This is a genomic window from Salmonella sp. 32010601201800023SM, from assembly GCF_017572235.1.
GTDB lineage: Bacteria > Pseudomonadota > Gammaproteobacteria > Enterobacterales > Enterobacteriaceae > Salmonella > Salmonella enterica.
Map to the genome: position 1 here is coordinate 302,560 of NZ_JAGEQS010000005.1, position 25,798 is coordinate 328,357.

At 53.9% G+C, this 25,798-nt stretch carries 18 protein-coding genes; 13 read left to right on the forward strand and 5 right to left on the reverse strand.

The window, feature by feature from the left end; all coding sequences use genetic code 11:
- The first annotated feature begins 339 nt into the window (after nt 1-339).
- From glgB to J4617_RS16735, 6 genes are all read left to right on the forward strand, one after another.
- On the forward strand, nt 340-2,526 hold the full coding sequence (gene glgB / locus J4617_RS16710) for a 1,4-alpha-glucan branching enzyme (RefSeq protein ID WP_000098543.1): 2,187 nt from the start codon (nt 340-342) through the stop codon (nt 2,524-2,526).
- Nucleotides 2,523-4,499: a glycogen debranching protein GlgX gene (gene glgX, locus J4617_RS16715; RefSeq protein ID WP_000192485.1), complete on the forward strand. Its 1,977-nt coding sequence runs from the start codon at nt 2,523-2,525 to the stop codon at nt 4,497-4,499. Before glgB ends, glgX begins: the two co-directional genes overlap by 4 nt.
- A gap of 14 nt (nt 4,500-4,513) precedes the next feature.
- Nucleotides 4,514-5,809, forward strand: coding sequence for a glucose-1-phosphate adenylyltransferase (gene glgC / locus J4617_RS16720; RefSeq protein WP_000253994.1), 1,296 nt, complete (start codon nt 4,514-4,516; stop codon nt 5,807-5,809).
- Nucleotides 5,809-7,242 (forward strand): glycogen synthase GlgA, encoded by a 1,434-nt coding sequence (glgA, locus tag J4617_RS16725; RefSeq protein ID WP_017465335.1) that lies wholly within the window; start codon nt 5,809-5,811, stop codon nt 7,240-7,242. The genes glgC and glgA overlap by 1 nt, the downstream gene beginning before the upstream one ends.
- A 19-nt stretch (nt 7,243-7,261) precedes the next feature.
- Nucleotides 7,262-9,709 (forward strand): glycogen phosphorylase, encoded by a 2,448-nt coding sequence (gene glgP / locus J4617_RS16730; RefSeq protein WP_000993424.1) that lies wholly within the window; start codon nt 7,262-7,264, stop codon nt 9,707-9,709.
- Nucleotides 9,710-9,886: 177 nt separating this feature from the next.
- Nucleotides 9,887-10,642, forward strand: coding sequence for an IclR family transcriptional regulator (locus tag J4617_RS16735; protein ID WP_000724553.1), 756 nt, complete (start codon nt 9,887-9,889; stop codon nt 10,640-10,642).
- A 43-nt stretch (nt 10,643-10,685) separates the two neighbouring features.
- Here J4617_RS16735 and J4617_RS16740 read toward each other — a convergent pair whose 3' ends face one another.
- Genes J4617_RS16740 through J4617_RS16750 form a run of 3 tightly spaced genes read right to left on the reverse strand, consistent with a single transcriptional unit; the run spans nt 10,686 to nt 14,681 of the window.
- Entirely contained in the window at nt 10,686-11,591 is a 906-nt protein-coding gene (locus tag J4617_RS16740) for a dihydrodipicolinate synthase family protein (RefSeq protein WP_000192193.1), read from the reverse strand.
- 43 nt (nt 11,592-11,634) lie between these two features.
- Nucleotides 11,635-13,350: a dihydroxy-acid dehydratase gene (locus J4617_RS16745; protein WP_000078494.1), complete on the reverse strand. Its 1,716-nt coding sequence runs from the start codon at nt 13,348-13,350 to the stop codon at nt 11,635-11,637.
- Nucleotides 13,347-14,681, reverse strand: coding sequence for an MFS transporter (locus J4617_RS16750; RefSeq protein WP_023198559.1), 1,335 nt, complete (start codon nt 14,679-14,681; stop codon nt 13,347-13,349). The genes J4617_RS16745 and J4617_RS16750 overlap by 4 nt, the downstream gene beginning before the upstream one ends.
- Nucleotides 14,682-15,018: 337 nt before the next feature.
- Here J4617_RS16750 and J4617_RS16755 point away from each other — a divergent pair, with 337 nt between their 5' ends.
- From J4617_RS16755 to J4617_RS16765, 3 genes are all read left to right on the forward strand, one after another.
- Nucleotides 15,019-16,128, forward strand: coding sequence for a glycerol dehydrogenase (locus J4617_RS16755; protein ID WP_208290703.1), 1,110 nt, complete (start codon nt 15,019-15,021; stop codon nt 16,126-16,128).
- 157 nt (nt 16,129-16,285) lie between these two features.
- On the forward strand, nt 16,286-17,782 hold the full coding sequence (locus J4617_RS16760; RefSeq protein ID WP_000786253.1) for a PstS family phosphate ABC transporter substrate-binding protein: 1,497 nt from the start codon (nt 16,286-16,288) through the stop codon (nt 17,780-17,782).
- 9 nt (nt 17,783-17,791) lie between these two features.
- Nucleotides 17,792-18,337, forward strand: a complete 546-nt coding sequence (locus J4617_RS16765; protein ID WP_017465337.1) for a hypothetical protein — start codon at nt 17,792-17,794, stop codon at nt 18,335-18,337.
- A 46-nt stretch (nt 18,338-18,383) separates the two neighbouring features.
- Here the strand turns inward: J4617_RS16765 and glpD are convergent, their stop codons facing one another.
- Nucleotides 18,384-19,892: a glycerol-3-phosphate dehydrogenase gene (glpD, locus tag J4617_RS16770; protein ID WP_000448180.1), complete on the reverse strand. Its 1,509-nt coding sequence runs from the start codon at nt 19,890-19,892 to the stop codon at nt 18,384-18,386.
- A 198-nt stretch (nt 19,893-20,090) separates the two neighbouring features.
- Here glpD and glpE point away from each other — a divergent pair, with 198 nt between their 5' ends.
- The 3 genes from glpE (at nt 20,091) to J4617_RS16785 (ending at nt 22,175) form a co-directional block, all read left to right on the forward strand.
- Nucleotides 20,091-20,417: a thiosulfate sulfurtransferase GlpE gene (gene glpE, locus J4617_RS16775; protein WP_000434523.1), complete on the forward strand. Its 327-nt coding sequence runs from the start codon at nt 20,091-20,093 to the stop codon at nt 20,415-20,417.
- A 75-nt stretch (nt 20,418-20,492) separates the two neighbouring features.
- On the forward strand, nt 20,493-21,323 hold the full coding sequence (glpG, locus tag J4617_RS16780; RefSeq protein ID WP_000928698.1) for a rhomboid family intramembrane serine protease GlpG: 831 nt from the start codon (nt 20,493-20,495) through the stop codon (nt 21,321-21,323).
- Between the two features lie 93 nt (nt 21,324-21,416).
- Complete coding sequence (locus J4617_RS16785; protein WP_017465338.1) at nt 21,417-22,175, forward strand: DeoR/GlpR family transcriptional regulator; 759 nt, start codon at nt 21,417-21,419, stop codon at nt 22,173-22,175.
- Here the strand turns inward: J4617_RS16785 and rtcR are convergent.
- Nucleotides 22,172-23,755, reverse strand: coding sequence for an RNA repair transcriptional activator RtcR (rtcR, locus tag J4617_RS16790; protein WP_017465339.1), 1,584 nt, complete (start codon nt 23,753-23,755; stop codon nt 22,172-22,174). The genes J4617_RS16785 and rtcR overlap by 4 nt on opposite strands.
- A 189-nt stretch (nt 23,756-23,944) precedes the next feature.
- Here rtcR and J4617_RS16795 point away from each other — a divergent pair, with 189 nt between their 5' ends.
- Nucleotides 23,945-25,498: a TROVE domain-containing protein gene (locus J4617_RS16795; RefSeq protein ID WP_017465340.1), complete on the forward strand. Its 1,554-nt coding sequence runs from the start codon at nt 23,945-23,947 to the stop codon at nt 25,496-25,498.
- The last annotated feature ends 300 nt before the right edge of the window (nt 25,499-25,798 follow it).

Here is a 25,798-nt window from a genome sequence, read left to right on the forward strand (position 1 = left end):
TGCAGCGCTTATCGGGCCTGCGTGTGGTTCTGTAGGCCGGATAAGGCGCGTCAGCGCCGCCATCCGGCGGGGAAATTTGTGTTAAACCAGGGGTGCATCGTCACCCTTTTTTTGCGTAATACAGGAGTAAACGCAGATGTTTCATTTTTATCAGGAGTTAAGCAGAGCATTGGCTATTCTTTAAGGGTAGCTTAATCCCACGGGTATTAAGCCTAACCTGAAGGTAGGACGACGCAGATAGGATGCACAGTGTGCTGCGCCGTTCAGGTCAAAGAAGTGTCACTACCTGATGTTGAATTCAGTGAGATGGAGTGACGCCACAAAACAGGATGACAAACCATGTCCAGTCGTATCGATAGAGACGTGATTAATGCGCTAATTGCAGGACATTTTGCGGACCCTTTTTCCGTACTCGGAATGCACCAGACCCAAGCCGGACTAGAAGTCCGCGCCCTATTACCTGACGCCACCGACGTATGGGTGATTGAACCCAAAACCGGACGTAAAGTCGGCAAACTGGAATGTCTCGACGCTCGCGGTTTTTTCTGCGGCGTTTTACCCCGACGTAAAAATTTCTTTCGCTATCAGCTCGCCGTGACCTGGCACGGACAGCAGAACCTCATCGACGATCCTTACCGTTTTGGTCCATTAATACAGGAAATGGATGCCTGGCTATTGTCGGAAGGCACCCACCTGCGTCCTTATGAAACGCTGGGCGCGCACGCCGATACGATGGATGGCGTCACCGGCACCCGTTTCTCCGTTTGGGCGCCTAATGCTCGTCGCGTTTCGGTTGTCGGGCAATTCAACTATTGGGATGGGCGTCGCCACCCGATGCGTCTGCGCAAAGAGAGCGGTATTTGGGAGCTGTTTATCCCCGGCGCGCATAATGGACAACTGTATAAATTCGAGCTGCTTGATGCGAACGGTAATCTGCGCATTAAAGCCGATCCCTATGCTTTTGAGGCGCAGATGCGTCCGGAAACGGCGTCGATGATTTGCGGACTGCCGGAGAAAGTGACGCCAGGCGAAGAACGACAAAAAGCCAATCAGTTTGATGCGCCGATCTCGATTTATGAGGTGCATTTAGGTTCATGGCGCCGCCATACGGATAACAATTTCTGGCTGAGCTATCGTGAGCTGGCGGATCAGCTTGTGCCTTACGCCAAATGGATGGGCTTTACGCACCTTGAACTCTTGCCGGTCAACGAACATCCGTTTGACGGCAGTTGGGGCTACCAGCCGACCGGCCTCTACGCGCCGACCCGCCGCTTTGGTACGCGGGACGACTTCCGCTATTTCATCAATGCGGCCCATGCGGCGGGCCTTAACGTCATTCTCGACTGGGTGCCGGGCCATTTCCCGTCCGATGAATTTAGCCTCGCGGAGTTTGACGGCACCCACCTCTATGAGCACAGCGACCCGCGCGAGGGCTATCACCAGGACTGGAATACGCTGATCTACAACTATGGTCGTCGTGAAGTCAGTAATTATCTGGTGGGCAACGCCCTGTACTGGATGGAGCGTTTTGGGATTGATGCGCTGCGTGTCGATGCGGTGGCCTCTATGATCTACCGCGACTACAGCCGCAAAGAGGGCGAGTGGATACCGAACGAGTTCGGCGGTCGTGAAAACCTGGAAGCCATTGAGTTTCTGCGTAATACCAACCGCATTATTGGCGAGCAGGTGCCCGGCGCGGTCAGCATGGCGGAAGAGTCGACAGACTTCTCTGGCGTGACGCGTCCACCGGAAACGGGTGGGCTGGGGTTCTGGTACAAGTGGAATCTGGGCTGGATGCACGACACGCTGGACTACATGAAGCTGGACCCGGTGTACCGCCAGTATCATCACGACAAGCTGACCTTTGGTATGTTGTACAACCATACCGAAAACTTTGTTCTGCCGCTGTCGCACGATGAGGTGGTTCACGGCAAGAAATCCATTCTCGATCGTATGCCGGGCGATGCGTGGCAAAAATTTGCCAACCTGCGCGCCTATTATGGCTGGATGTGGGCCTTCCCCGGCAAGAAACTGCTGTTTATGGGGAATGAGTTTGCCCAGGGACGCGAGTGGAACCATGACGCCAGCCTCGACTGGCACTTGCTGGAGGGGGGCGATAACTGGCACCACGGGGTTCAGCGTCTGGTACGCGATCTCAACCACACCTATCGCCACCATAAAGCGTTGCATGAGCTGGATTTTGATGCTTACGGCTTTGAGTGGCTGGTGGTCGATGACAATGAACGCTCGGTACTGATTTTTGTACGCCGTGATAAAGCCGGTAACGAGATCATCGTCGCCAGCAACTTTACGCCCGTTCCTCGCCACGACTACCGCTTTGGCATCAACCAGCCGGGACGCTGGCGTGAAATTCTCAATACTGATTCGATGCATTATCACGGTAGCAACACCGGCAATGGCGGCGTGGTGCACAGCGATGAGATCGAAAGCCATGGCCGTCAGCACTCTCTTAACCTGACGTTACCGCCGTTGGCGACGATCTGGCTGATGCGGGAGGGGGAATGACGCAGCTTGCGATCGGCGAAGCAACGCCGCATGGCGCAACGTATGACGGTCATGGCGTGAATTTCACGCTCTTTTCCGCCCATGCGGAGCGCGTAGAGCTGTGCGTTTTTGATTCCCGAGGGAATGAGCGTCGCTATGACCTGCCAGGACGTCGCGGCGATGTCTGGCATGGTTATCTGGCAGGCGCCAGGCCAGGTTTGCGCTATGGCTACCGCGTACATGGCCCGTGGCAACCAGCGCAGGGGCATCGGTTTAATCCGGCGAAGTTACTGCTTGACCCTTATGCGCGCCGGGTCGAGGGCGAACTAAAAGATCATCCGCTGTTGCACGGCGGACACGATGAACCGGACTACCGCGATAACGCGGCGGTGGCGCCGAAAAGCGTGGTAATCAGCGACCATTATGACTGGGAAGATGACGCCGCGCCGCGCACGCCGTGGGGAAAAACGGTCATCTATGAAGCGCATGTCAAAGGGCTTACCTACCTGCATCCGGAACTCCCCCAGGAGATACGCGGTACCTATAAAGCGCTCGGTCATCCGGTCATGGTGGCGTACTTCAAACAGCTTGGCATTACGGCGCTGGAACTGTTGCCGGTGGCGCAGTTTGCCAGCGAGCCGCGCCTGCAACGTATGGGGCTGACCAATTATTGGGGTTATAACCCGATGGCGATGTTCGCGCTGCATCCCGCCTGGGCCAGTTCGCCCGAGATGGCGCTGGACGAGTTTCGCGATGCGGTGAAAGCGCTGCATCGCGCGGGGATTGAGGTCATTCTGGACATCGTATTAAACCATAGCGCCGAGCTGGATCTGGACGGTCCAACCTTCTCTCTGCGCGGAATTGATAACCGTAGCTATTATTGGATAAGGGACGATGGCGATTATCACAACTGGACGGGATGCGGCAACACGCTCAATTTAAGCCATCCCGGCGTGGTGGAATACGCGTGCGAGTGTTTGCGCTATTGGGTGGAAACCTGTCATGTCGATGGTTTTCGTTTTGATTTGGCGTCCGTCATGGGGCGCACGCCGACGTTTCGCCAGGATGCGCCGCTGTTCGCCGCGATTAAAGCGTGTCCTGTGTTATCAACGGTCAAGCTGATTGCTGAACCGTGGGATATTGGCGAGGGCGGCTATCAGGTCGGGAATTTTCCGCCACCGTTTGCCGAGTGGAACGACCATTTTCGCGATGCGGCCCGCCGATTCTGGTTGCCGCGTAACCTGACGACCGGGGAATTTGCCTGTCGTTTCGCCGCTTCCAGCGATGTGTTTAAACGCAATGGCCGCGCGCCCGGCGCCTCTGTCAATCTGCTCACGGCGCATGACGGTTTTACGCTCCGGGACTGCGTCTGTTTCAATCAGAAACACAATGAGGCGAACGGTGAGGAAAATCGCGACGGCACCAACAGCAATTACAGCGACAATCATGGTAAAGAAGGATTAGGCGGTCCGCTTGATTTAATGGAGCGGCGGCGCGACAGCATTCATGCCCTGCTGGCGACGCTACTGCTCTCTCAGGGAACGCCGATGCTGCTGGCAGGCGATGAACACGGCCATAGCCAGCACGGCAACAATAACGCCTACTGTCAGGATAATGCCTTAACCTGGCTGGACTGGCAGCAGGCAAATCGTGGGTTAACCACGTTTACCGCCGCGCTGATTCGTTTGCGTCAGCAGATACCGGCTTTAACCGGCAATAGCTGGTGGGAAGAAGGCGATGGCAACGTGCGTTGGCTAAATAAAAACGCGCAACCCTTGAGTGCGGATGAGTGGCAAAACGGGCCTAAGCTGATGCAAATTCTGTTGTCGGACCGTTTTCTGATTGCGATAAATGCCACGCTTGAGGTGACAGATATAGTTTTACCCGAAGGGGAATGGCGCGCCGTTCCCCCATTCGCTGGAGAGGATAATCCGGTGATAACGGCGGTCTGGCAGGGACCTGCGCATGGACTGTGTGTGTTCCAGAGAGGATAAAAAAGGAGTTAATCATGGTGAGTTTAGAGAAGAACGATCGTGTAATGTTGGCGCGCCAGCTGCCATTGAAATCTGTTGCCCTAATCCTGGCCGGCGGCCGCGGCACGCGTCTAAAAGATTTAACGAACAAACGCGCCAAACCAGCCGTCCACTTTGGTGGGAAGTTCCGCATCATCGATTTCGCCTTATCTAATTGTCTGAACTCCGGGATTCGCCGTATCGGCGTGATCACTCAGTATCAGTCCCATACGCTGGTGCAGCATATTCAGCGCGGCTGGTCACTGTTTAGCGAAGAGATGAACGAATTTGTCGATCTGCTGCCAGCTCAACAGCGTATGAAGGGCGAAAACTGGTATCGCGGCACGGCAGACGCGGTGACCCAGAACCTGGATATTATTCGTCGCTATAAAGCGGAATATGTCGTCATCCTGGCAGGCGATCATATCTACAAGCAGGACTACTCGCGTATGTTGATCGATCACGTTGAAAAGGGCGCGCGTTGCACGGTGGCCTGTATGCCGGTGCCGATCAAAGAAGCGACGGCGTTCGGCGTGATGGCGGTTGATGAAAGCGACAAGATTATTGATTTTGTCGAAAAACCGGCGAATCCCCCCGCAATGCCTGGTGACGCCAGCAAAGCGCTGGCCAGTATGGGCATTTACGTTTTTGACGCCGATTACCTGTATGAATTGCTGGCGGCAGACGATAAAGATGACGCGTCCAGCCACGATTTCGGTAAAGACATTATCCCCAAAATCACCCGCGAAGGTATGGCTTACGCGCATCCTTTCCCGCTCTCCTGCGTGCAGTCCGATCCGCAAGCCGAACCGTACTGGCGCGATGTAGGTACGCTGGAAGCTTACTGGAAGGCGAACCTGGATTTAGCCTCAGTGACGCCGGAGCTGGATATGTATGACCAGAACTGGCCTATCCGTACGCATATGGAATCGCTACCGCCTGCGAAATTCGTGCAGGACCGCTCCGGTAGCCACGGTATGACGCTGAACTCGCTGGTCTCCGGCGGCTGCATTATCTCCGGTTCGGTGGTGGTGCAATCTGTGCTCTTCCCCCGGGTGAGAATAAATTCTTTTTGTAATATTGATTCGGCAGTGTTGTTACCTGAGGTTTGGGTAGGGCGCTCCTGCCGTTTACGTCGCTGTGTTATTGACCGTGCCTGTATTATCCCGGAAGGCATGGTGATTGGTGAAAATGCGGAAGAGGACGCTCGTCGTTTCTACCGTTCAGAAGAAGGTATTGTACTGGTCACGCGTGAAATGCTGCGCAAACTGCAGGTCAAACAGGAGCGATAATGCAGGTTTTACATGTATGTTCAGAGATGTTCCCCCTGCTGAAGACTGGGGGGCTGGCGGATGTGATAGGCGCGTTGCCTGCGGCACAAATTGCGGATGATGTTGATGTTCGCGTTCTGCTTCCAGGGTTTCCCGATATCCGTCGGGGGATACCCGACGCGCATGTGGTGAGCCGCCGCGATACTTTCGCAGGTAAGATATCGCTGCTGTTCGGGCATTATAACGGCGTGGGCATTTATCTGATCGACGCGCCGCATCTGTACGAGCGTCCAGGCAGTCCCTATCACGATACGAATTTATATGCCTATACCGATAACGTGCTGCGCTTTGCCCTGTTAGGGTGGGTCGGCTGTGAAATGGCCTGCGGACTTGATCCATTCTGGCGCCCCGACGTGGTGCACGCCCATGACTGGCACGCTGGGCTGGCGCCCGCCTATCTGGCGGCGCGCGGGCGGCCGGCGAAATCGGTCTTTACCGTACACAACCTGGCCTATCAAGGCATGTTTTATGCAAAGCATATGGATGACATCGAACTGCCGTGGTCATTCTTTAATATGCATGGGCTGGAGTTCAACGGACAACTCTCCTTTTTGAAGGCCGGTTTGTACTATGCCGACCATATTACGGCGGTGAGCCCGACCTATGCGCGTGAAATTACCGAACCGCAGTTTGCTTATGGTATGGAAGGCTTGCTGCGTCAGCGTCATCTGGAAGGGCGCTTGTCCGGCATACTGAACGGCGTGGATGAGAAGATCTGGAATCCGGAATCCGATCTGCTGCTGGCGTCGCGCTACACGCGCGATACCCTGGAAGAGAAGGCGGAAAACAAACGTCAGCTACAAATTGCGATGGGGTTGAAGGTTAACGACAAAGTGCCGCTGTTTGCCGTGGTAAGCCGTCTGACCAACCAGAAAGGTCTGGATCTGGTGCTGGAGGCGTTACCGGGGCTGCTGGAGCAGGGCGGGCAGTTGGCGCTACTCGGCGCGGGCGATCCGGTGCTTCAGGAAGGGTTCCTCGCGGCGGCGGCGGAACACCCAGGGCAGGTTGGCGTACAGATCGGCTATCACGAAGCTTTCTCGCATCGCATTATGGGCGGCGCGGACGTTATTCTGGTGCCCAGTCGTTTCGAACCGTGCGGCTTAACGCAGTTATATGGCTTAAAGTATGGCACGCTGCCTCTGGTGCGGCGTACCGGGGGGTTGGCCGATACGGTCTCCGACAGTTCGCTGGAAAATCTGGCGGACGGTATCGCCAGCGGTTTTGTCTTCGAAGACAGTAACGCCTGGTCGTTGCTACGCGCGATTCGGCGTGCTTTTGTGTTGTGGTCACGGCCTTCGCTTTGGCGGTTTGTACAACGGCAGGCGATGGCGATGGATTTTAGCTGGCAAGTTGCCGCGAAATCATACCGCGAGCTGTACTATCGCTTGAAATAGTCATCCAGGAATCATTTATATGAATGCTCCGTTTACTTATGCATCGCCCACACTCAGCGTTGAGGCGCTTAAGCATTCTATTGCCTATAAGCTGATGTTTACGATTGGTAAAGACCCGGTCATTGCCAATAAACACGAATGGCTGAACGCCACGTTGTTCGCGGTGCGCGATCGTCTGGTGGAGCGCTGGCTGCGTTCTAATCGAGCTCAATTATCGCAGGAAACCCGGCAGGTTTATTACCTGTCGATGGAGTTTTTGATTGGTCGTACTCTCTCTAACGCGCTGCTCTCGCTGGGCATTTATGACGACGTTAAAGGCGCGCTGGAGGCCATGGGCTTAGATCTCGAAGAGCTGATCGATGAAGAGAATGACCCAGGGCTTGGCAACGGCGGCTTAGGACGGCTGGCGGCTTGCTTCCTGGACTCGCTGGCGACGCTAGGATTACCGGGTCGCGGGTATGGCATTCGCTACGACTACGGCATGTTTAAGCAGAATATTGTCGACGGGCGGCAAAAAGAATCTCCGGATTACTGGCTGGAATATGGCAACCCGTGGGAGTTCAAGCGCCACAATACGCGCTATAAGGTGCTTTTTGGCGGGCGCATTCAGCAGGAAGGTAAAAAAGCGCGCTGGATTGAGACGGAAGAGATTCTGGCCGTCGCGTATGATCAGATCATCCCCGGTTACGACACCGACGCCACTAACACACTGCGGCTGTGGAATGCGCAGGCCAGTAGTGAAATCAACCTCGGTAAATTCAACCAGGGCGACTACTTTGCGGCGGTGGAAGATAAAAACCACTCTGAGAACGTTTCACGGGTGCTCTATCCGGACGATTCCACCTATTCCGGACGCGAGCTGCGCCTGCGCCAGGAGTATTTTCTGGTCTCGGCGACGGTACAGGATATCCTGCACCGTCATTATCAACTGCATAAAACCTATGAGAATCTGGCGGATAAAATCGCCATTCACCTCAATGATACGCATCCGGTGCTTTCAATTCCGGAGCTGATGCGCCTGCTGATTGATGAACATAAATTTAGCTGGGACGACGCGTTTGAGGTGTGCTGTCAGGTCTTCTCTTATACCAACCATACGTTGATGAGCGAGGCGCTGGAGACCTGGCCTGTCGATATGCTGGGGAAAATTCTGCCCCGTCACCTGCAGATTATCTTCGAGATTAACGACTATTTCCTGAAAACGTTGCAGGAGCAATATCCCAACGATACCAGCCTGCTTGGACGCGCGTCGATTATTGATGAGTCGAACGGCCGCCGGGTACGGATGGCCTGGCTGGCGGTGGTGGTCAGCCATAAAGTCAACGGCGTTTCTGAACTCCATTCCAACCTGATGGTGCAGTCGCTGTTCGCGGATTTTGCGAAGATTTTTCCGACCCGTTTTTGTAACGTCACTAACGGCGTTACGCCGCGCCGCTGGCTGGCGCTGGCAAACCCGCCGCTTTCTGACGTGCTGGATGAGAATATTGGTCGTACCTGGCGTACCGATCTTAGCCAGCTCAGCGAGCTGAAGCAGCATTGTGATTATCCGCTGGTCAATCATGCGGTGCGTCAGGCGAAGCTGGAAAATAAAAAGCGGCTGGCGGTAGTGATAGCGCAACAACTGAATGTGGTGGTGAACCCTAAAGCGTTATTTGACGTGCAGATTAAGCGTATTCACGAGTACAAACGTCAGCTGATGAACGTGCTGCATGTCATTACCCGCTATAACCGCATTAAAGAAAATCCGGAGGCCGACTGGGTGCCGCGGGTGAATATTTTTGCCGGTAAGGCGGCTTCCGCCTATTACATGGCAAAACACATTATTCATCTGATCAACGACGTGGCGAAAGTGATTAACAACGATCCGCAGATTGGCGACAAGCTGAAAGTGGTGTTTATCCCGAACTACAGCGTCAGCCTGGCGCAGGTGATCATTCCCGCTGCCGACCTGTCTGAGCAGATTTCGCTGGCAGGGACAGAAGCTTCCGGCACCAGTAATATGAAATTTGCCCTGAACGGCGCGCTCACCATTGGTACGCTGGATGGCGCGAACGTAGAGATGCAAGAGCATGTCGGCGAGGAGAATATCTTTATCTTCGGTAATACTGCCGAAGAGGTGGAAGCGTTGCGCAGGCAGGGTTATAAGCCTCGCGACTATTATGAAAAAGATGAAGAGCTACATCAGGTACTGACGCAGATTGGTAGCGGCGTCTTTAATCCGGAAGAGCCAGGCCGTTACCGCGATCTGGTAGATTCGCTGATTAACTTTGGCGATCACTATCAGGTGCTGGCGGACTACCGCAGCTACGTGGACTGCCAGGATAAGGTGGATGAGTTGTATCGTCGCCCGGAAGAGTGGACGACGAAAGCGATGCTCAACATTGCCAATATGGGCTACTTCTCATCGGACAGAACCATCAAAGAGTATGCCGAAAATATCTGGCATATTGATCCGGTGCGGTTGTAGCGGTTTAACGCTTGAGAACGGGGCCAAACGGCCCCGTTTTTTATCGTGGTATATTCGGGGGGTATGCCGATATTCGTCTGCTGAATCTGTTAGCGGCACTTGGTCTCTGTCATGGAAAAAGGGTTGAGTACTGGTGTATAGTATTAGCAGAAAAATCCATAATTAATTGATAATAATATGAAAAAGATTACGACATCTATTCCGGCTCTCGATAAAATTATGCGCGTATTTGCTTACCTTCTGGAGTGCGATGGCGCAACGTTTACCCAGATCCATCAAAATTCAGGGATTGCGAAAAGCAGTACCTCATCTTTGCTCAACGGCATGGTGGAGCATGGGTTATTACGCCAGGAAAAAGACAAGTATTATCTGGGGCTACGCCTGTATGAATTAGGTAATAAAGCGGCGGAACAGTATGACATTAAAAAAATCGCGTTACCGATTCTTGAAGAGATTCGCGATAACACCGGCCTGACCTGCCATCTTGGCGTTCTGGAGGGCGATGCCCCCATTTATCTTCTGAAAGTCGAAAGCCCACAGGCTATTGTGATTCGAAGCTGGGAGGGCAAGCGCCTCTCATTACATAGCTCAGGGCTGGGAAAGGTGCTGATTGCATGGCTTAGCGGGGAAGAGCTGGAGGAGTTGCTGCCTCCAGATCAGATATTAACGCGTTTTACGGATACGACGATCACAGATGTGAATATCCTTAAGCAGGAGTTAGCAGGAATTCGCCGTCGCGGCTGGGGTTATGATAACGAAGAAGACTCCCTTGGCGTGCGCTGCATTGCGGTGCCGGTATTCAATACGCAGGGGAAAGTGATCGCCGCCCTGAGCGTATCCGGCGTTACGTTCCAGATCCCCGATGATAAACGCGAGTCGCTTGCTACGCTGATGATGGATGCCAGCCGTAGCCTGACGCGTCTGATGTGCTGAAATAAAAAGACACAGCGGGCAAGAAGCCCGCTTTCGTCATCGCTTAAAGTCCCGCACGCTGTAAGATCTGCTTCAAATTCGAAATATGTTCTTCATTTGCCGGCAAAACGGGGGGCATTACATGAGTTGAAATATCGACTCCGCTAAGCTGAATTGCCTTTTTGATTATCCCGAAGAAAGGTGAATCCAGGCTGTAAATAGTGGAAAGCGCGGACAGCCTGCGCTGTAATCCGAACATTGTCTCATACTCTTTTTCACACCACGCACGGTAGATCCCGCAGGTTAGCTGCGGCGCAAAGTTCGCTGTCGCTGGGATCCCGCCGTTGCCGCCTAAGATAAGCGTATCCATCATATATTCATCATAGCCGGAGAAAATAACGAAGTCCGGACGCACTGGCCTGACATTATTGATGATTTCACGAATATGGCTGATATTATCAACGGTATCCTTAATGCCGATAATATTGGGGTGATCCTGCGCCAGCCGGGTAATTAAATCAACGCTAAGGTCCTGTCCCGTCAATGCTGGAAAGTTGTAGAGAATGACCGGGCTTTTTATGTTATTAGCCACGGTTTTGAAATGATGATAAATATACTCATCGGTCAATCTGGCATAGTAGGGATTGAGTACCAGCACGGCATCGACTTCGAGTCGGTCGGCATGCTGACCATACTCAATCACTTCCTGCGTGCTGGTGCTGCTAATACCTAATAGTACTGGAATGCGGCGGTTAATATGACGAACGCAAAACTCTGCGGTTTCCAGACGCAGCGCATTGGTCATATGGCAAAATTCCCCTCCGCTGCCCAGCAGTAATACGCCATTGACCTTGCTTGCAATAAGATGATCCAGCAAGGTTGCCATGCCGACTTTATCTAACTCTCCCTGCGCATTAACAATGGTCGGAACTGGCGGAAATACGCCGTGAAATTTCGTAATCTGAGTCATGTATTGATCCTTAAAACAGGCGAGCCGTAGCCCGCCAGGGATATTATTTAAGCCAGGCTCCGGCCATTAATGATGTTGCATTAGCGGTGAACTGTTTAAAGACGCCGCGACGGTTTGAATAATCAGGTTTCTTCCAGCTTGCTCGACGCTCTTCAAGACAGCGGCGTATTTCCTCTTCTGTTTTAGGCATCCCGTCGATCCCTACAATATTGAGCTTGCGGCCTTTCACATCCATTTCGATTAAATCACCATCTTCCACCAGGGCAATCGGCCCGCCATCAGCGGCTTCTGGCGAGACGTGTCCGACACATGGCCCGCTGGTCGCTCCAGAGAAACGACCGTCGGTAATCAATGCGACTTTTCCGTCGAGGCGTTTGTCATACACGATGGCATCGGTTGTCATCAGCATTTCCGGTGCGCCAGAGCCTTTTGCGCCTTCGTAGCGAATGAAAATGACGTCGCCGGGTTCGATATGGTTATGGATGATGGCCTGCTGAGCGTCTTCTTCGGAGTTAAAGACCCGAGCAGGACCGGTATGGTGGTGCATATCCGGCGCACAGGCCGCGTATTTAATGACCGCTCCTTCAGGCGCGATGTTGCCTTTCAGTACCGCAATCGACCCTTTTTTGGTGGCATTTTCTGGTTTACGGATCACCTCCTCCGGGCTGACTTTGTAATTGTTGAGGTAACCGTGGTTGCGGGTAAAGAAGCCGGATTGATGGAGCATTTCCAGGTTGTCGCCGAGCGTACGGCCAGTCACGGTAAGAACATCAAGATCCAGATAATCGCGCAGATACCATTGCACCATTGGCACGCCGCCTGCGAACCACATCATTTCGGTAACGTATTCACCGCTGGGCTGAATATTGGTCAGATAAGGGATTTCATTATTGATCCGATCAAACAGTTCGGGCTTCAGCTCCCATCCAAGTTCATGAGCGATGGCCGGAAGGTGGATCATCGCATTGGTGCTGCCACCAATAGCAGCATGGACTTTGATAGCATTTTCAAACGCCGCAGGAGTCAGGATCTTATGGGTGGTGATATTTTTCTCCGCCAGATACAGCGCCTGGTGGCCTGCAGTTCTGGCAACGCGGCGAATTTCCGCCAGGGTCGATGGCAGCAAAGCGCTGCCTGGCAGGGCCAGCCCCAAGGCCTCCGACATGCACTGCATGGTACTGGCCGTTCCCATAAACTGGCAGGCTCCGGCGGTGGGGCAACCGCATTGCTGCATGGCTTCCACTTGCTGAATGCCGATTTCGCCTTTCTTCAACTTAGCAGTGATCCCACCGAGGTCAGAAGTACTCATATTCGGTGCCGGACGCATAGAACCGCCGGGAATATGCAGTAGCGGCAGGTTCAGGCGTGCGGCGGCAATCAGATGCGCCGGGATAGATTTATCGCAGCTTGAGATCAGAATACCGGCATCATAAGGCACCACTGAGGCATGAATTTCGACCATGTTGGCAATGGCTTCGCGAGATGCCAGGATGTAGTTCATCCCATCGTGGCCCTGACCCCAGCCGTCGCAGATATCCGTCACATGGTGACGGACCGCGCGACCGCCGCTTTCATGAACACCCAGCACGGCTTCATCGCCCAGTTGGTTAAGATGGAAACTGCCCGGATGACTTTCACCATAGCAATCATCCACCAGGACCTGCAGTTTATTGACATCTTCTTTGCTGTAATTCATTCCAAGACGCAGGGCGTCGAGCTGCGACCACAGGTCGCGAGCATGTTGACATTTTTGGCTCATTTGGCGATTCCTTCCTGTTTAAGTGACGCACCCGGCGTCGAGGTGTTAGGTGTGTTGCTGCTACCTGCAGGACGAGCGGTAACAGAAGGTAAGCTGAAAAGCAGTCCAACGGCGATAAGCAGGGCGGCAACCAGTACGGTCATTCCTGCTGTTTGCGAGAACGTCACCGTTAACAGCCCGACGAGATACGGACCGATAAAGCCGCCGATGTTGCCCAGGGCGTTGATCGTGCCGCGCACGCCGCCCAGAACGTTGGGGGCGAAGAGTAATGGCGGCAGCGTCCAGAATGGACCGGCATAGGCTTGCAGGAAGAACCCGCAAATAACCATCATGCCGTAGGCGAGCCAGACGTTATCTTTCAGTAATAAGGAGAGGGCGAGGCAGACCGCGAAACCCAGCAGAGGAATAGCCGTGTAAAGGCGGCGATTCATCGTTTTATCACACCATTTGGCGATGTAATACTGACCGATAATGCACAGAACGTAAGGCGCCGCGGTGAGTACCCCAACGATGGTCATGCCGCTGCCGGTCAGGTGTTTAATCAGATTTGGCATCCACAGCGCGAAGCCATAGAATCCGACCTGTACGAAGAAATAGATACCGACAAGCTTCCACAGGTTGATGCTTTTTAATACGCAGCGAATGCTGCTTTGTTCTCCGCCAATACTCAACGCGCGATCGGCCAGCAATTTTTGTTCGATCCAGGCGCGCTCTTTCGGATCCAGCCACTTTGCCTGATGCGGGTGATCGGAAACCAAAGGTAGCCAGACAAAGAGCAGTCCCAGAGAGAGCAAGCCTTCGATGATAAACATCTCCCGCCAGCCGTAGGTTTCAATAAGCCAGCCGGAAAGCGGCCCGGTAATAATAGAAGCGACGGCCAGGTTCATCTGGAAATAGGCGATAGCCCTGGCGCGCTCCTCATTTGGGAACCAGTGGCCAATCAGCGCCAGAATGGCGGGATACACAGCACCTTCCGCCACGCCGAGCACAAAGCGAATAATCAACAACTGCGTCGGTGTCTGAACAAAACCGGTCAGCAGGGCAAAGCCCCCCCAGGCGACGATTGTCCAGGCAATTAACTTTTTGGCGCTTAGCCGCTCGGCTATCTGACCGCCGGGAATTTGCAGGAAGATATAACCAATAAAGAAGATCCCGGCGACCAGACCGGCAAAAGAAGCCGTCATGCCTAAATCTTCATCCATGCCGCCTGCGATCCCAATGGCGATATTGGTCCTGTCCATATAGGCCACGATATAAACGAGGATCGTGGCTGGAATAATATGCAGCCAGCGCCCTCGTGTGGTCGGTTTCTCTATTTCAATGCTCATCATTGCATCCCTTTAGTATCAAAAATGTGTTCTGTATATGGAACTGCTGTTCTGTATATTGACACTATGCCGACGTATTCATACAGCGTCAATTCCATACTCTAAGGAAGGTTATATTTTGTGATTTGCTTCAAAAATGAACGGAGATAAGGTGAGAAAGAGCGGATAACCCAATGGAAACTGCTCATCGGTCTAATACATCGCCAAAATTGTGCGCTGCCTCACAGGATAAGATTATGCTCTCACCTGGTCATTGTGCGTTCAGAGTAAACAGCATTAAATTCTTTATGTGGAATTTATGTTCTGTATATTGAACTTTAATGCTTTTTAAGGAGAAACAATGGTTACTACCGCGATCTTTCCGTCACGATATGTTCAGGGTAAAGGAGCGTTGACAACGCATCTCCCGCAGGAATTGGCCGCACTCGGTCATAAGGCGCTGATTTTGCAGGATCCTGTTGTTCACAACACCTACCGGGATACAGTTGCAACAGCACTGCACGGGGTGATTGAATTTGATATCGAAGTGTTCAGTAGCGAGTTCAGTGATGAGGAAATTGCTCGCATCTCCGCACGCGCGCAGGAAATTGGCGCCGATGTGATTGTTGGTATGGGGGGCGGGAAAACCCTGGATACGGCAAAAGCAACCGGCGCCAGCCTGCGGCTGCCTATTGCCGTGGTTCCTACTCTGGCCTCAACGGATGCGCCGTGCAGTTCACTGGTTGTTATCTATACGCCAGAAGGGAAATTCAAACGCTACCTGATGATTCCACGTAACCCGACGCTTGTGCTGGTGGACAGCAGTATTATTGCTGCCGCGCCGGTACGCTTTTTGGTTTCCGGGATAGGCGATGCGCTGGCAACCTGGTTTGAAGCGGAAGATTGCCGCATCAAAGGGGCAGGCAATATGACCACCAGGCCAGGACCGATGACCGCATTTGAGCTGGCGCGCTTTTGCTACACCACCTTAATGCGCTATGGGCGCCTGGCGAAGCTTGCCTGTGAACAACATCAGGTTACTCCGGCGCTCGAACATGTTATCGAAGCGAATACACTATTATCCGGGCTCGGTTTTGAAAGCGGTGGGCTGGCGGCGGCGCACGCCATTCATAACGGTCTGACGGTACTGCCCGCCACGCACAAATACTGGCATGGGGAAAAGGTTGCGTTTGGCACGCTGGCAATGCTTATGCTCACCGATAGAGCGCCTGAGCTTATCGAGGAGGTTTATCAATTTTGTGAAGATATAGGCTTGCCCACCACGCTGGCGGATATTGGTCTGGCTGGCGTTAGCGATGATGAACTGCTGGCCGTTGCCAGGGCGTCTTGTCAAACTGGGGAAACGATGCACAACGAGCCGTTTACCATTACGCCGGAGGCTGTGCAGGCGGCATTGCGGGCCGCCGATGCTGTTGGGCAGGCGCGGAAAAAGATCGATCTTGCAGGTTAATGTGAGCCTGTAAATAAAAAACGGCAGCCGGAACTTTCAACTTCTGTCTGCCGCTATCGTGAATGTTTTAACGTCGTGATTTCAGAAAAATGCTTGGAGGGTGCTCAGGACTACCGGGTTTATACTTCCGTTATCGCAGGGATTAGCGGATAGAAAAATGAAAAATGCTAATTGGCTTTTTTTGTCAATCATAATGGCGTTTATCGGCGTGCCGCTGCTGGTGAACATTATTACGATTATCGTGGGGGGAATGTGGGCGTGCATTAGCGTTCTTGAAAATAGTATCCCCGTCGCGCAATCTATTGAGGAGGCGACCATTATCCCGGTAGTGCTTCTGGGCGTAGGGTTAATTTTTCTTTGTGGCCGGATATGGGGAAAGGGAAATGCATCAGAGGTAAATCCAGAATGGCGTGATTGCTGCCTGCTTATGCCCGCTCTGGTGGTGCTGATGGGGTGGGTCATCCTGATGTTTCTCACCGATCTTAATATTCGCGCGATAGGGCGTAAACCCATCGCCCAGGTGGTGCAAACGCTTTGGTTAGTACCCAGCGTAATATCCTTTTTCAACGGCTGGGTATGGGCAGTGTTGCTCATCCCGGTTGGCTCGCAGCTCTGTTTTGCATTAGGGTATGGCGGTGCGCGTTGGGGAGTGCTACGCGGCGGTGCGGGCTACTCTTGTCGTAATCTGCTGGTGATTTGCCTGCTGTTTTTCGGGAGCTGTGCCGTATACCAGTCACATCTTTATGCCGTGAAGTATCCCGCTCCCGAGAGCAGTGAATATCTTTATTTCCGCGATTATCAGGCGCACACATGGGGCAACAAGCTAACCGGGCTGCGCGATGAACCGACACTTCTGCTCACCCAAAATTGGCCGCGGCTCGATGGCGCAACGGCTGGCTTGCCGTTATACGCCTCGGCTTTTTATGCGCTTACGCGCTTTCCGGATGATATCTGCCCTGAAGACTACCTTGAAAACCAGGGAACCATTGAAGCCTATCAAAATATCCTTAACGGCAATGCCGATCTTATTTTTGTCGCCCAGCCTTCCACTGCTCAAAAGCAATTGGCCGAGGCCAGTGGCGTAAAACTGGTTTACACCCCCTTTGCACGTGAAGCGTTTGTGTTTATCGTCAACCAAAACAATCCCGTGTCATCGTTGAGTGATGTACAAATTCGCGGCATTTTTAGCGGAAGAATCACCCACTGGAATGAGGTAGGCGGAGAGGCAATCGACATTAAGCCCTGGCAGCGACCGGAAAACTCTGGCAGCCAAACGGCGATGCTGGCGAAGGTAATGAAAGAAACAAAGCTGATGCCAGCGCAAACAACATCAGTGGCAACCGCGATGGGGGAAATGGTGGATATCGTGGCTGAGTATCGCAATACGCACAACGCCATTGGCTATACCTTTCGTTATTACGCTACGCAGATGCACAGCAATAAAGAGATTAAATTACTGGCGATAAACGATGTTGCGCCGACGGTTGAAAATATTCGTAACGGCAGTTACCCATACACGGTTGATGTTTATATGGTCACCCGTGAACACCCCACAGCGGAAACACAAAAGCTGGTGGACTGGTTTCTAAGCCCGCAGGGACAACAGTTGGTGCAGGATGTGGGATATGTGCCGCTGTATCCGGCCGCGAAATAAAGGGACTAAATGGAAGATGTTAAACTATATGTGGAACGGGTTGGCGTAGACCCGGCCAGCGGCGCTGATATTCGTATTGCACGGCGTGAATCCCCTTCGTGGCATAAAGATATTGTTGCTGAGCTGATTAATCAGGTTCTCCGGTGTGGCGCGGCATTAATCATCATCGCTGTGCTGACCGCCTGCGATGATCGCCAGGTAAGCTATTTTCCTGATTATGCCGCCATACCCGAGCAATCCGGTATCTGGACCTGGCTGCCTGTGTTCTTTCCATCGTCCGCCAGTGAAATAGAGATGACGTTTAACCTGGACAGCAATCTTTTTTATGCTGACTTTAGCGTGGCCGACGGTGATAAACGCGCGCATTTTGAAAGCGTGCTGGGGGAGGAGAGCGTGGTTCATTATGCCAACTTTTCTCATAAAAGCTGGTGTAAAACGGGGAAAACTCTCTGGAATAGCGAAGCGCGGGCAAAACCCTTTTTTATTACCAAAATAAGTGTCGATCGCTACCGTATCACTAATCATATGCCCGGCTGTACAAAACCCGGCGAGTGAATGCGGTATGTGGCGAAAAGGGCGGTATAAACCGCCCCGGATTTTATTACGACGCCAGTGAAAGTTGGTGTTTCTCAACATACGTCGCCAGCCACTGGGTGATGCGGGATTGCTGCTCGGCGGTCAGCCACATGCCTTCTTTGGTGCGACGCCAGATAGCGTCTTCAGTACGGCGCACCCATTCGTGATCCACCAGGTACTTGAGTTCCGCTTCGTAAAACTCATGACCGAAATCTTCGCCTAAATCAAGCAGCGACGTGGCTTCGCCGAGAATCCACTCCGTGTTGCTGCCGTAAGTGCGCGAATAGTGGCGCGCCAGCGATTCCGTCAGGAACGGATAACGACGACGCAGCTTCGCCGCGTAATCTTCGCGGCTGCCGTCGATGTCGCCGCCGGGCAGTACGCACGTTTTGGTCCATGCCGGCCCGATGCCTGGATAATAAGACGCCAGTTTTTCCATCGCGTGTTCGGCCAGCTTACGGTAGGTCGTGAGCTTACCGCCAAACACGGAAAGCAGCGGCGCTTTGCCGTTTTCATCATGGATATCCAGGGTGTAATCGCGAGTGATCGCCTGCGGTGAGTCGGACTCATCATCGCACAGCGGACGGACGCCGGAGTACGTCCAGACGATGTCATCGCGCCCCAGTTGTTTCTGGAAGTGCGCGTTATAGACCTTCAACAGGTAATTAATTTCGCTCTCTTCAATTTTTACCGCTTTCGGATCGCCTTTATATTCGACATCGGTTGTGCCAATGATCGAAAACTCTTCCATCCACGGAATGACAAAGACGATACGCTTATCTTCGTTTTGCAGAATATACGCCTGCTTCTGATTATGGACGCGTGGCACGACGATATGGCTGCCTTTGATCAGGCGGATGCCATACGGCGACGGCAGGTGCATCCCTTCGTCGAAGAACTGTTTGACCCACGGTCCGGTGGCGTTAACCAGTCCGCGCGCCTGCCAGACATATTTTTTACCGGTGTCGATATCTTCCGCTTCGACAATCCACAGGCCATTTTCCCGACGAGCGGCGGTTGCGCGAGTACGGGTAAGGACTTCGCCGCCTTTACGCACCACCATCTGTGCGTTAGCCAGCACCAGACGCGCATCGTCTACCCAGCAGTCGGAATATTCGAATCCGCGCACGATTTCCGGTTTGAGCACCGAATCTGCGCCAAACCGCACACCGGTGGAACCGGGTAAACTGGTACGTTTGCCGAGGTGATCGTACATAAACAGACCGATACGGATCATCCAGGCCGGACGTAAATGCGGGCGGTGCGGCAGACGAAAACGCATCGGGAAGGCGATGTGCGGCGCCATTTTCAACAGCACTTCACGTTCGGCCAGCGCTTCGCTGACCAGACGGAACTCGTAGTGCTCAAGGTAGCGTAAGCCGCCGTGGATAAGTTTCGAACTGGCGGAAGAGGTTGCGCAGGCCAAATCCTGCGCTTCCAGCATGAGTACGGACAAACCGCGCCCGGCGGCATCAGCCGCGATGCCTGCACCGTTAATGCCCCCGCCTATCACGATCAGATCTTTGGTTTCCATGCTGCCCTCTTGCACTTTCGTTAAAGTTCAAAAATGTTCGTTATCGAACATAATAGCAAAGAAACGCGCTATTGGTAACATCGAAAAAACATTTTAGAGTGATATGTATAACATTATGGCGCTAAGCTACTCCGTCAACGTACACTGGGCGATAAAATGCCTTAATTGGCTTCACCGGCAATAATGAAAGAGCGATTCATGGAACAATTTGAATGTATCACTGTAGAAGAGGCGTATCAGAAACTGCACCAGGGCGCGGCGGTGCTGGTCGATATTCGCGATCCGCAAAGTTATGCCATGGGTCATGCGCCGCAGGCGTTTCACTTGACTAACGATACGCTGGGCGCGTTTATGCGTGAGCATGGTTTCGATACCGCCGTGATGGTAATGTGCTATCACGGCAACAGTAGTAAAGGCGCCGCGCAGTATCTGCTCCAGCAAGGCTATGATGCGGTTTACAGCATTGACGGCGGGTTTGAGGCCTGGCATCGCCGTTTCCCTGCCGATGTCGCGAATGGCGCGTAATCCCATAAAGATGCAGCCTCCGACGAGAAGGGTATATATACTGTCTTCTTTTGTATGGACTAAGCGACAGCAATAATGTTGATGATTACTTCCTTTGCGAATCCTCGCGTGGCGCAGGCATTTGTTGATTACATGGCCACCCAGGGCGTCATTCTTACTATTCAGCAACATAATCAAAGCGATATCTGGTTGGCAGATGAATCGCAGGCCGAACGTGTGCGGGGCGAGCTGGCGCGGTTTATAGAAAATCCCGGCGATCCGCGTTATCTGGCGGCTAGCTGGCAGTCCGGGCAGACTAACAGCGGACTGCGCTACCGCCGTTTTCCCTTTCTTGCCACGCTGCGTGAACGAGCCGGCCCTGTTACCTGGATCGTGATGCTCGCCTGCGTGCTGGTCTATATCGCGATGAGTCTCATCGGCGATCAGACGGTGATGGTGTGGCTGGCGTGGCCGTTCGATCCGGTTTTAAAATTTGAATTCTGGCGCTACTTCACCCATATCTTTATGCACTTCTCATTGATGCATATTCTTTTTAACCTGCTGTGGTGGTGGTATCTCGGCGGGGCGGTAGAGAAGCGCCTGGGCAGCGGTAAATTAATCGTCATTACGGTGATAAGCGCGCTGCTAAGCGGCTATGTACAGCAGAAATTTAGCGGCCCGTGGTTTGGCGGGCTGTCTGGCGTCGTCTATGCGCTGATGGGGTACGTGTGGCTGCGCGGAGAGCGCGATCCGCAAAGCGGAATTTACCTCCAGCGCGGCTTAATTATTTTTGCATTATTGTGGATAGTCGCTGGTTGGTTTGACTGGTTTGGCATGTCTATGGCGAACGGCGCGCACATCGCCGGGCTTATCGTCGGTTTAGCGATGGCCTTTGTTGATACGCTGAATGCGCGAAAACGAACGTGAGGCGTATCCGGCCTGTGGTCGAGATATTTTTCCAGGCCGGGTAGGGCGAATGCCGCTATCCGGCGCAAGGTTGGTTACTTTCAGAGATTATTCATGAAACAAACACAACGGCATGACGCGATCATTGAACTGGTAAAAAAACAGGGGTACGTCAGTACGGAAGAGCTGGTGGAGCATTTTTCTGTCAGCCCGCAAACCATTCGTCGGGATCTTAACGATCTGGCGGAACAGAATATGATTTTGCGCCACCACGGCGGCGCGGCGTTGCCCTCCAGCTCGGTGAACACGCCGTGGCACGATCGTAAGGCGACGCAAACGGAAGAAAAAGAGCGCATCGCTCGCAAAGTCGCGGCCCAGATTCCCAATGGTTCAACGCTGTTTATTGATATCGGCACGACGCCGGAAGCCGTAGCGCACGCCCTGTTAGGGCACAGTAATTTGCGGATCGTGACCAACAATTTGAACGTAGCGAACACGCTAATGGCGAAAGAGGATTTTCGTATTATCCTCGCCGGCGGCGAACTCCGTAGCCGCGACGGCGGCATTATTGGCGAGGCGACGCAGGATTTCATCTCCCAGTTCCGTCTCGATTTCGGCATTCTGGGGATTAGCGGCATCGACAGCGATGGTTCGCTGCTGGAGTTTGATTATCACGAGGTGCGTACCAAACGGGCGATTATTGAAAATTCACGCCATGTGATGCTGGTGGTGGATCATTCCAAATTTGGCCGCAATGCGATGGTCAATATGGGCAGCATCAGCATGGTTGACGCCGTCTATACCGATACCATGCCGCCCACCGGCGTGATGCAGGTGTTGACGGAGAACCATATCCAACTGGAGCTGTGTTAATTCTGTAAAATTTCCCACGTCAGACCAAAACGCGCCAGGTACTTACGCAGCCGGTCAGCGTCATTCACCGTGGCTTTCCCCTGACGGGAAACGTTGAATAGCTGCCGCCCGGCGTCGGAAAGGGTTTTCGCCTGGCGGCAGACGGCAACGACGTTTTCCAGTTGCATACGGTCAAACAGATCCAGCGCCGTTGCGTCAATGCCCGGCAGTCCGTCGAGCGCGGAGGGGCGATGGTCATTCCAGCTATAGCGCAAACGCGCGATTTCATCGTCTACCGTTTCGACCGTGATTCGCCCGTTGTCCGCCAGCGTCGCCATGCGGGTGACGCTGGCGGAGAGCTCGCGGAAGTTACCGCGCCAGGCGGCCTGCGGCGAGGTGGCGAAGCTCAGCCAGGCGCGGCGCGCTTCGGTATTAAAACGCACGCTGTCGCCGGTTAGCGCCGCGTGGCGTTCCAGTTCGTAGTCAAGGTTTGGTTCAATATCTTCCTGGCGCTGACGCAGGCCCGGTAGTTCGAAGGTCCAGAGATTAATACGCGCGTACAGGTCTTCGCGGAATGTCCCCTCCGCCACCCGCTGGCGCAGGTCGCGCACCGTGCCGGCAATCAACTGGAAATCGCTGCTGACCTGCTGGTCGCTGCCGAAAGGGTAAAAGCGTTTTTCTTCAATGGCTTTCAGCAACATGGCCTGTTCATCCGCGCCCAGTTCTCCCACTTCGTCAAGAAACAACATGCCGCCGTCGGCGCTGCGCAGCAGCCCTGCACGCTCCTCTCTCGCGCCGGTAAACGCCCCCTTAACGTGGCCGAACAGCGCCGACATCGCCGTGTCGCCGCGCAGGGTGGCGCAGTTCACTTCGACAAACGGGCCGCTGAACTGGTGGCGGGCCAGTTTTAGTTCATAGATGCGACGGGCGAGAAACGACTTGCCCGCGCCGGTCGGGCCATTGAGCAGGATTGGCGAACGGGAGCGTATCGCGACGCGCTCAATTTGCTCAATCATCCGGTTGAAACACGGGTTGCGGGTTGCAATGCCGGACTTCAGGAAGTTGAGCGTCTCCTCCCGCTCCTGGGCGAAGCGGGTGGCGATATCATTGTAGCGGCTGAGGTCGAGGTCAATAATCGTCACGTCGCCCGTGCTATGCGGTTTATCTTTTTTGCGCGGCGGCGAGGTCTGCGCTAATCGCGCCGGAAGATAGCGCGCCTCCGCCAGCAGGAACCAGCAGATCTGCGCGACGTGGGTGCCGGTGGTGATGTGAATCAGATAGTCTTCATCTTCGGGATGAAAAGTATGGCTGCGGGCGAAATCGTGCAGGCAGGCGTAAACCTCTTCGAAGTCCCACGGGTTGCGGATCGCGATTTCTACGCCGACGACTTCCGTTTCCGGCGAGACGCTGGCGATATCCTTCTTTAATCCTTCAAACAGCGAGCGAGAGCGGGCATCGTACAGCAGTTCCAGGCGGTGAACGACCAGCGTCTCCTGCTGGCACAGACACAAAGTAGGGCGCCATTTTTCCCAACGTTGACTGCCGCGTCCTGCATAGTCGAGTACCGTACCGACAAAACCAAAGGCCACCGTTTTTCGCATCTTAGATTTCCTTCTAAAAGACGAGATAATTTTATCGCTTTTTAATGACTACCGTGCAGGCATTTTTCTTTCACTTGAACGCTAAAGAAATAAATCAATTAAAAATCAATATATTAAAAAATAATTTATTTTCTGGCACGCTGGTTGCAATAACCATGGCATGGAGAATAACGGAAATGGGAAAAACAAATGGCTAATCCACTTTTGTTCCGTTCGCTGTTAAGGGACGTGCCGCTGGCCAACGCCAGCAATCAGCAAGGCGCAGCGGCCTTTGCCTTCACCCCGCGCCATAAACTGGCGCAAATGGTGATGACCGGCTGCATGAACGAGACTTTTTATGCCAGCGGCCAGGCGCAGCTAAATGATGTTCTGGCGACGGCGAAAGATCTCGACGATCTGTTTTTAGCGCAACTGGCGATTTATGGCCGCGAACGCGGGATGATGAAGGATATGCCCGCGCTGTTGACCGCCATTCTGGCGGCGCGTGGTTCGGCGCTGCTGCCGGTAGTATTTGCGCGGGTGATCAACAATGGCCGGATGCTGCGTAACTTTGTGCAAATTTTGCGCAGCGGCGTGACCGGGCGGCGCTCGCTGGGGACGCGGCCAAAGAAGCTGGTGCAGCGTTGGTTACAGAACGCCAGCGAAGAGCGTTTATTGCAGGCATCGGTGGGCAATGCGCCGTCGCTGGCGGATATCGTCAAAATGGTGCACCCACGGCCGCAAGCGGCGTGGCAGGAAGCCTTCTTCGCCTGGCTGATTGGTAAGCCGTGCGATAAGACGCAACTGCCGGAAAAAACGCGCGCGCTGCTGGCGTTTCGTGAAGGCGACATGGGCGCGGCCTTACCCGATGTGCCGTTTTTACTGCTGACCAACGCGCCGCTGAGTCGCGAACAGTGGGCACAACTGGCGCAGCGGATGAGTTGGCAAACGTTGCGGATGAATTTGAATACGCTGGCGCGTCATGACGTGTTTGAGAATACAACGCTTGCCGCCAGCGTGGCGCAGCGGCTGGCGGACAGGGCGCAGGTGCGCCAGTCCTGGGTCTATCCTTATCAGCTGTTGTCGGCGTGGAGCAATCTGCAAAGCAGCGTGCCGCAGGTTATTCGCGAGGCTTTAGTGCAGGCGATGGAGTACGCGCTGGAGAACATTCCGCCGTTTCACGGCAATGTGGTGGTCTGCCCGGACGTGTCGGGGTCGATGAAGTCGTCGATAACCGGCTATCGCAAGGGGGCGACCAGTAAGATCCGCTGCGTGGACGTTGCCGGGCTGATCGCCGCCGCCGTGCTGCGTAATCATCCGCAGGCCCGCGTGCTGCCGTTTGAATGCGATGTGGTCGACGTGCAGCTTGATGCGCGCCAGTCGGTTATGCACAACGCGCAAAAGCTGGCGGCGGTTGGCGGCGGCGGCACCAACTGCTCCGCGCCGCTGCGTAGGTTGTTGAACGAGCGGGCGCGGGTGGATCTGGTGATTATGGTGTCGGATAACGAATCGTGGGTTGATAAGTCTCGCCATGGCTCAACGGCCACCATGGAATGCTGGATCGAACTGAAAAAGCGCAACCCGCAGGCGCGCCTGGTGTGTATCGATCTGCTGCCTTACGGTACCACCCAGGCGGCGGAACGAAGCGATATTTTGAACGTCGGCGGCTTCAGCGACGAGGTGTTTACGGTGATAGATAACTTTGTTAACGGTCGCTATGGCAGCGCGCACTGGCTGGAAGAGATTGAAGCCGTGACGCTGTAAAGAGTATTCAGCGCGGCGCGAATGCTGGCCGGGATTACATCTTTCCCGATGCGTATCATCCCGGCTATGAATTTGTCGCGCAACGCTGAAGGCACGAATGCTGGTGGATCTACACCTTGTATGGCCAGACGCAGGTTCGAACCCTGCCGGGGCTTAGCCCTGTAGCTCAACGGTAGAGCGGGTGATTCACCTTAACTTGTCGTGCCACCCTATTTTGGCGAATGCCTGTGGATCTACATTTGTTGCGGGTTCGAGACCCGTCAGAGCCCGGCTCTGTAGCTCAATGGTAGAGCGGTGTAT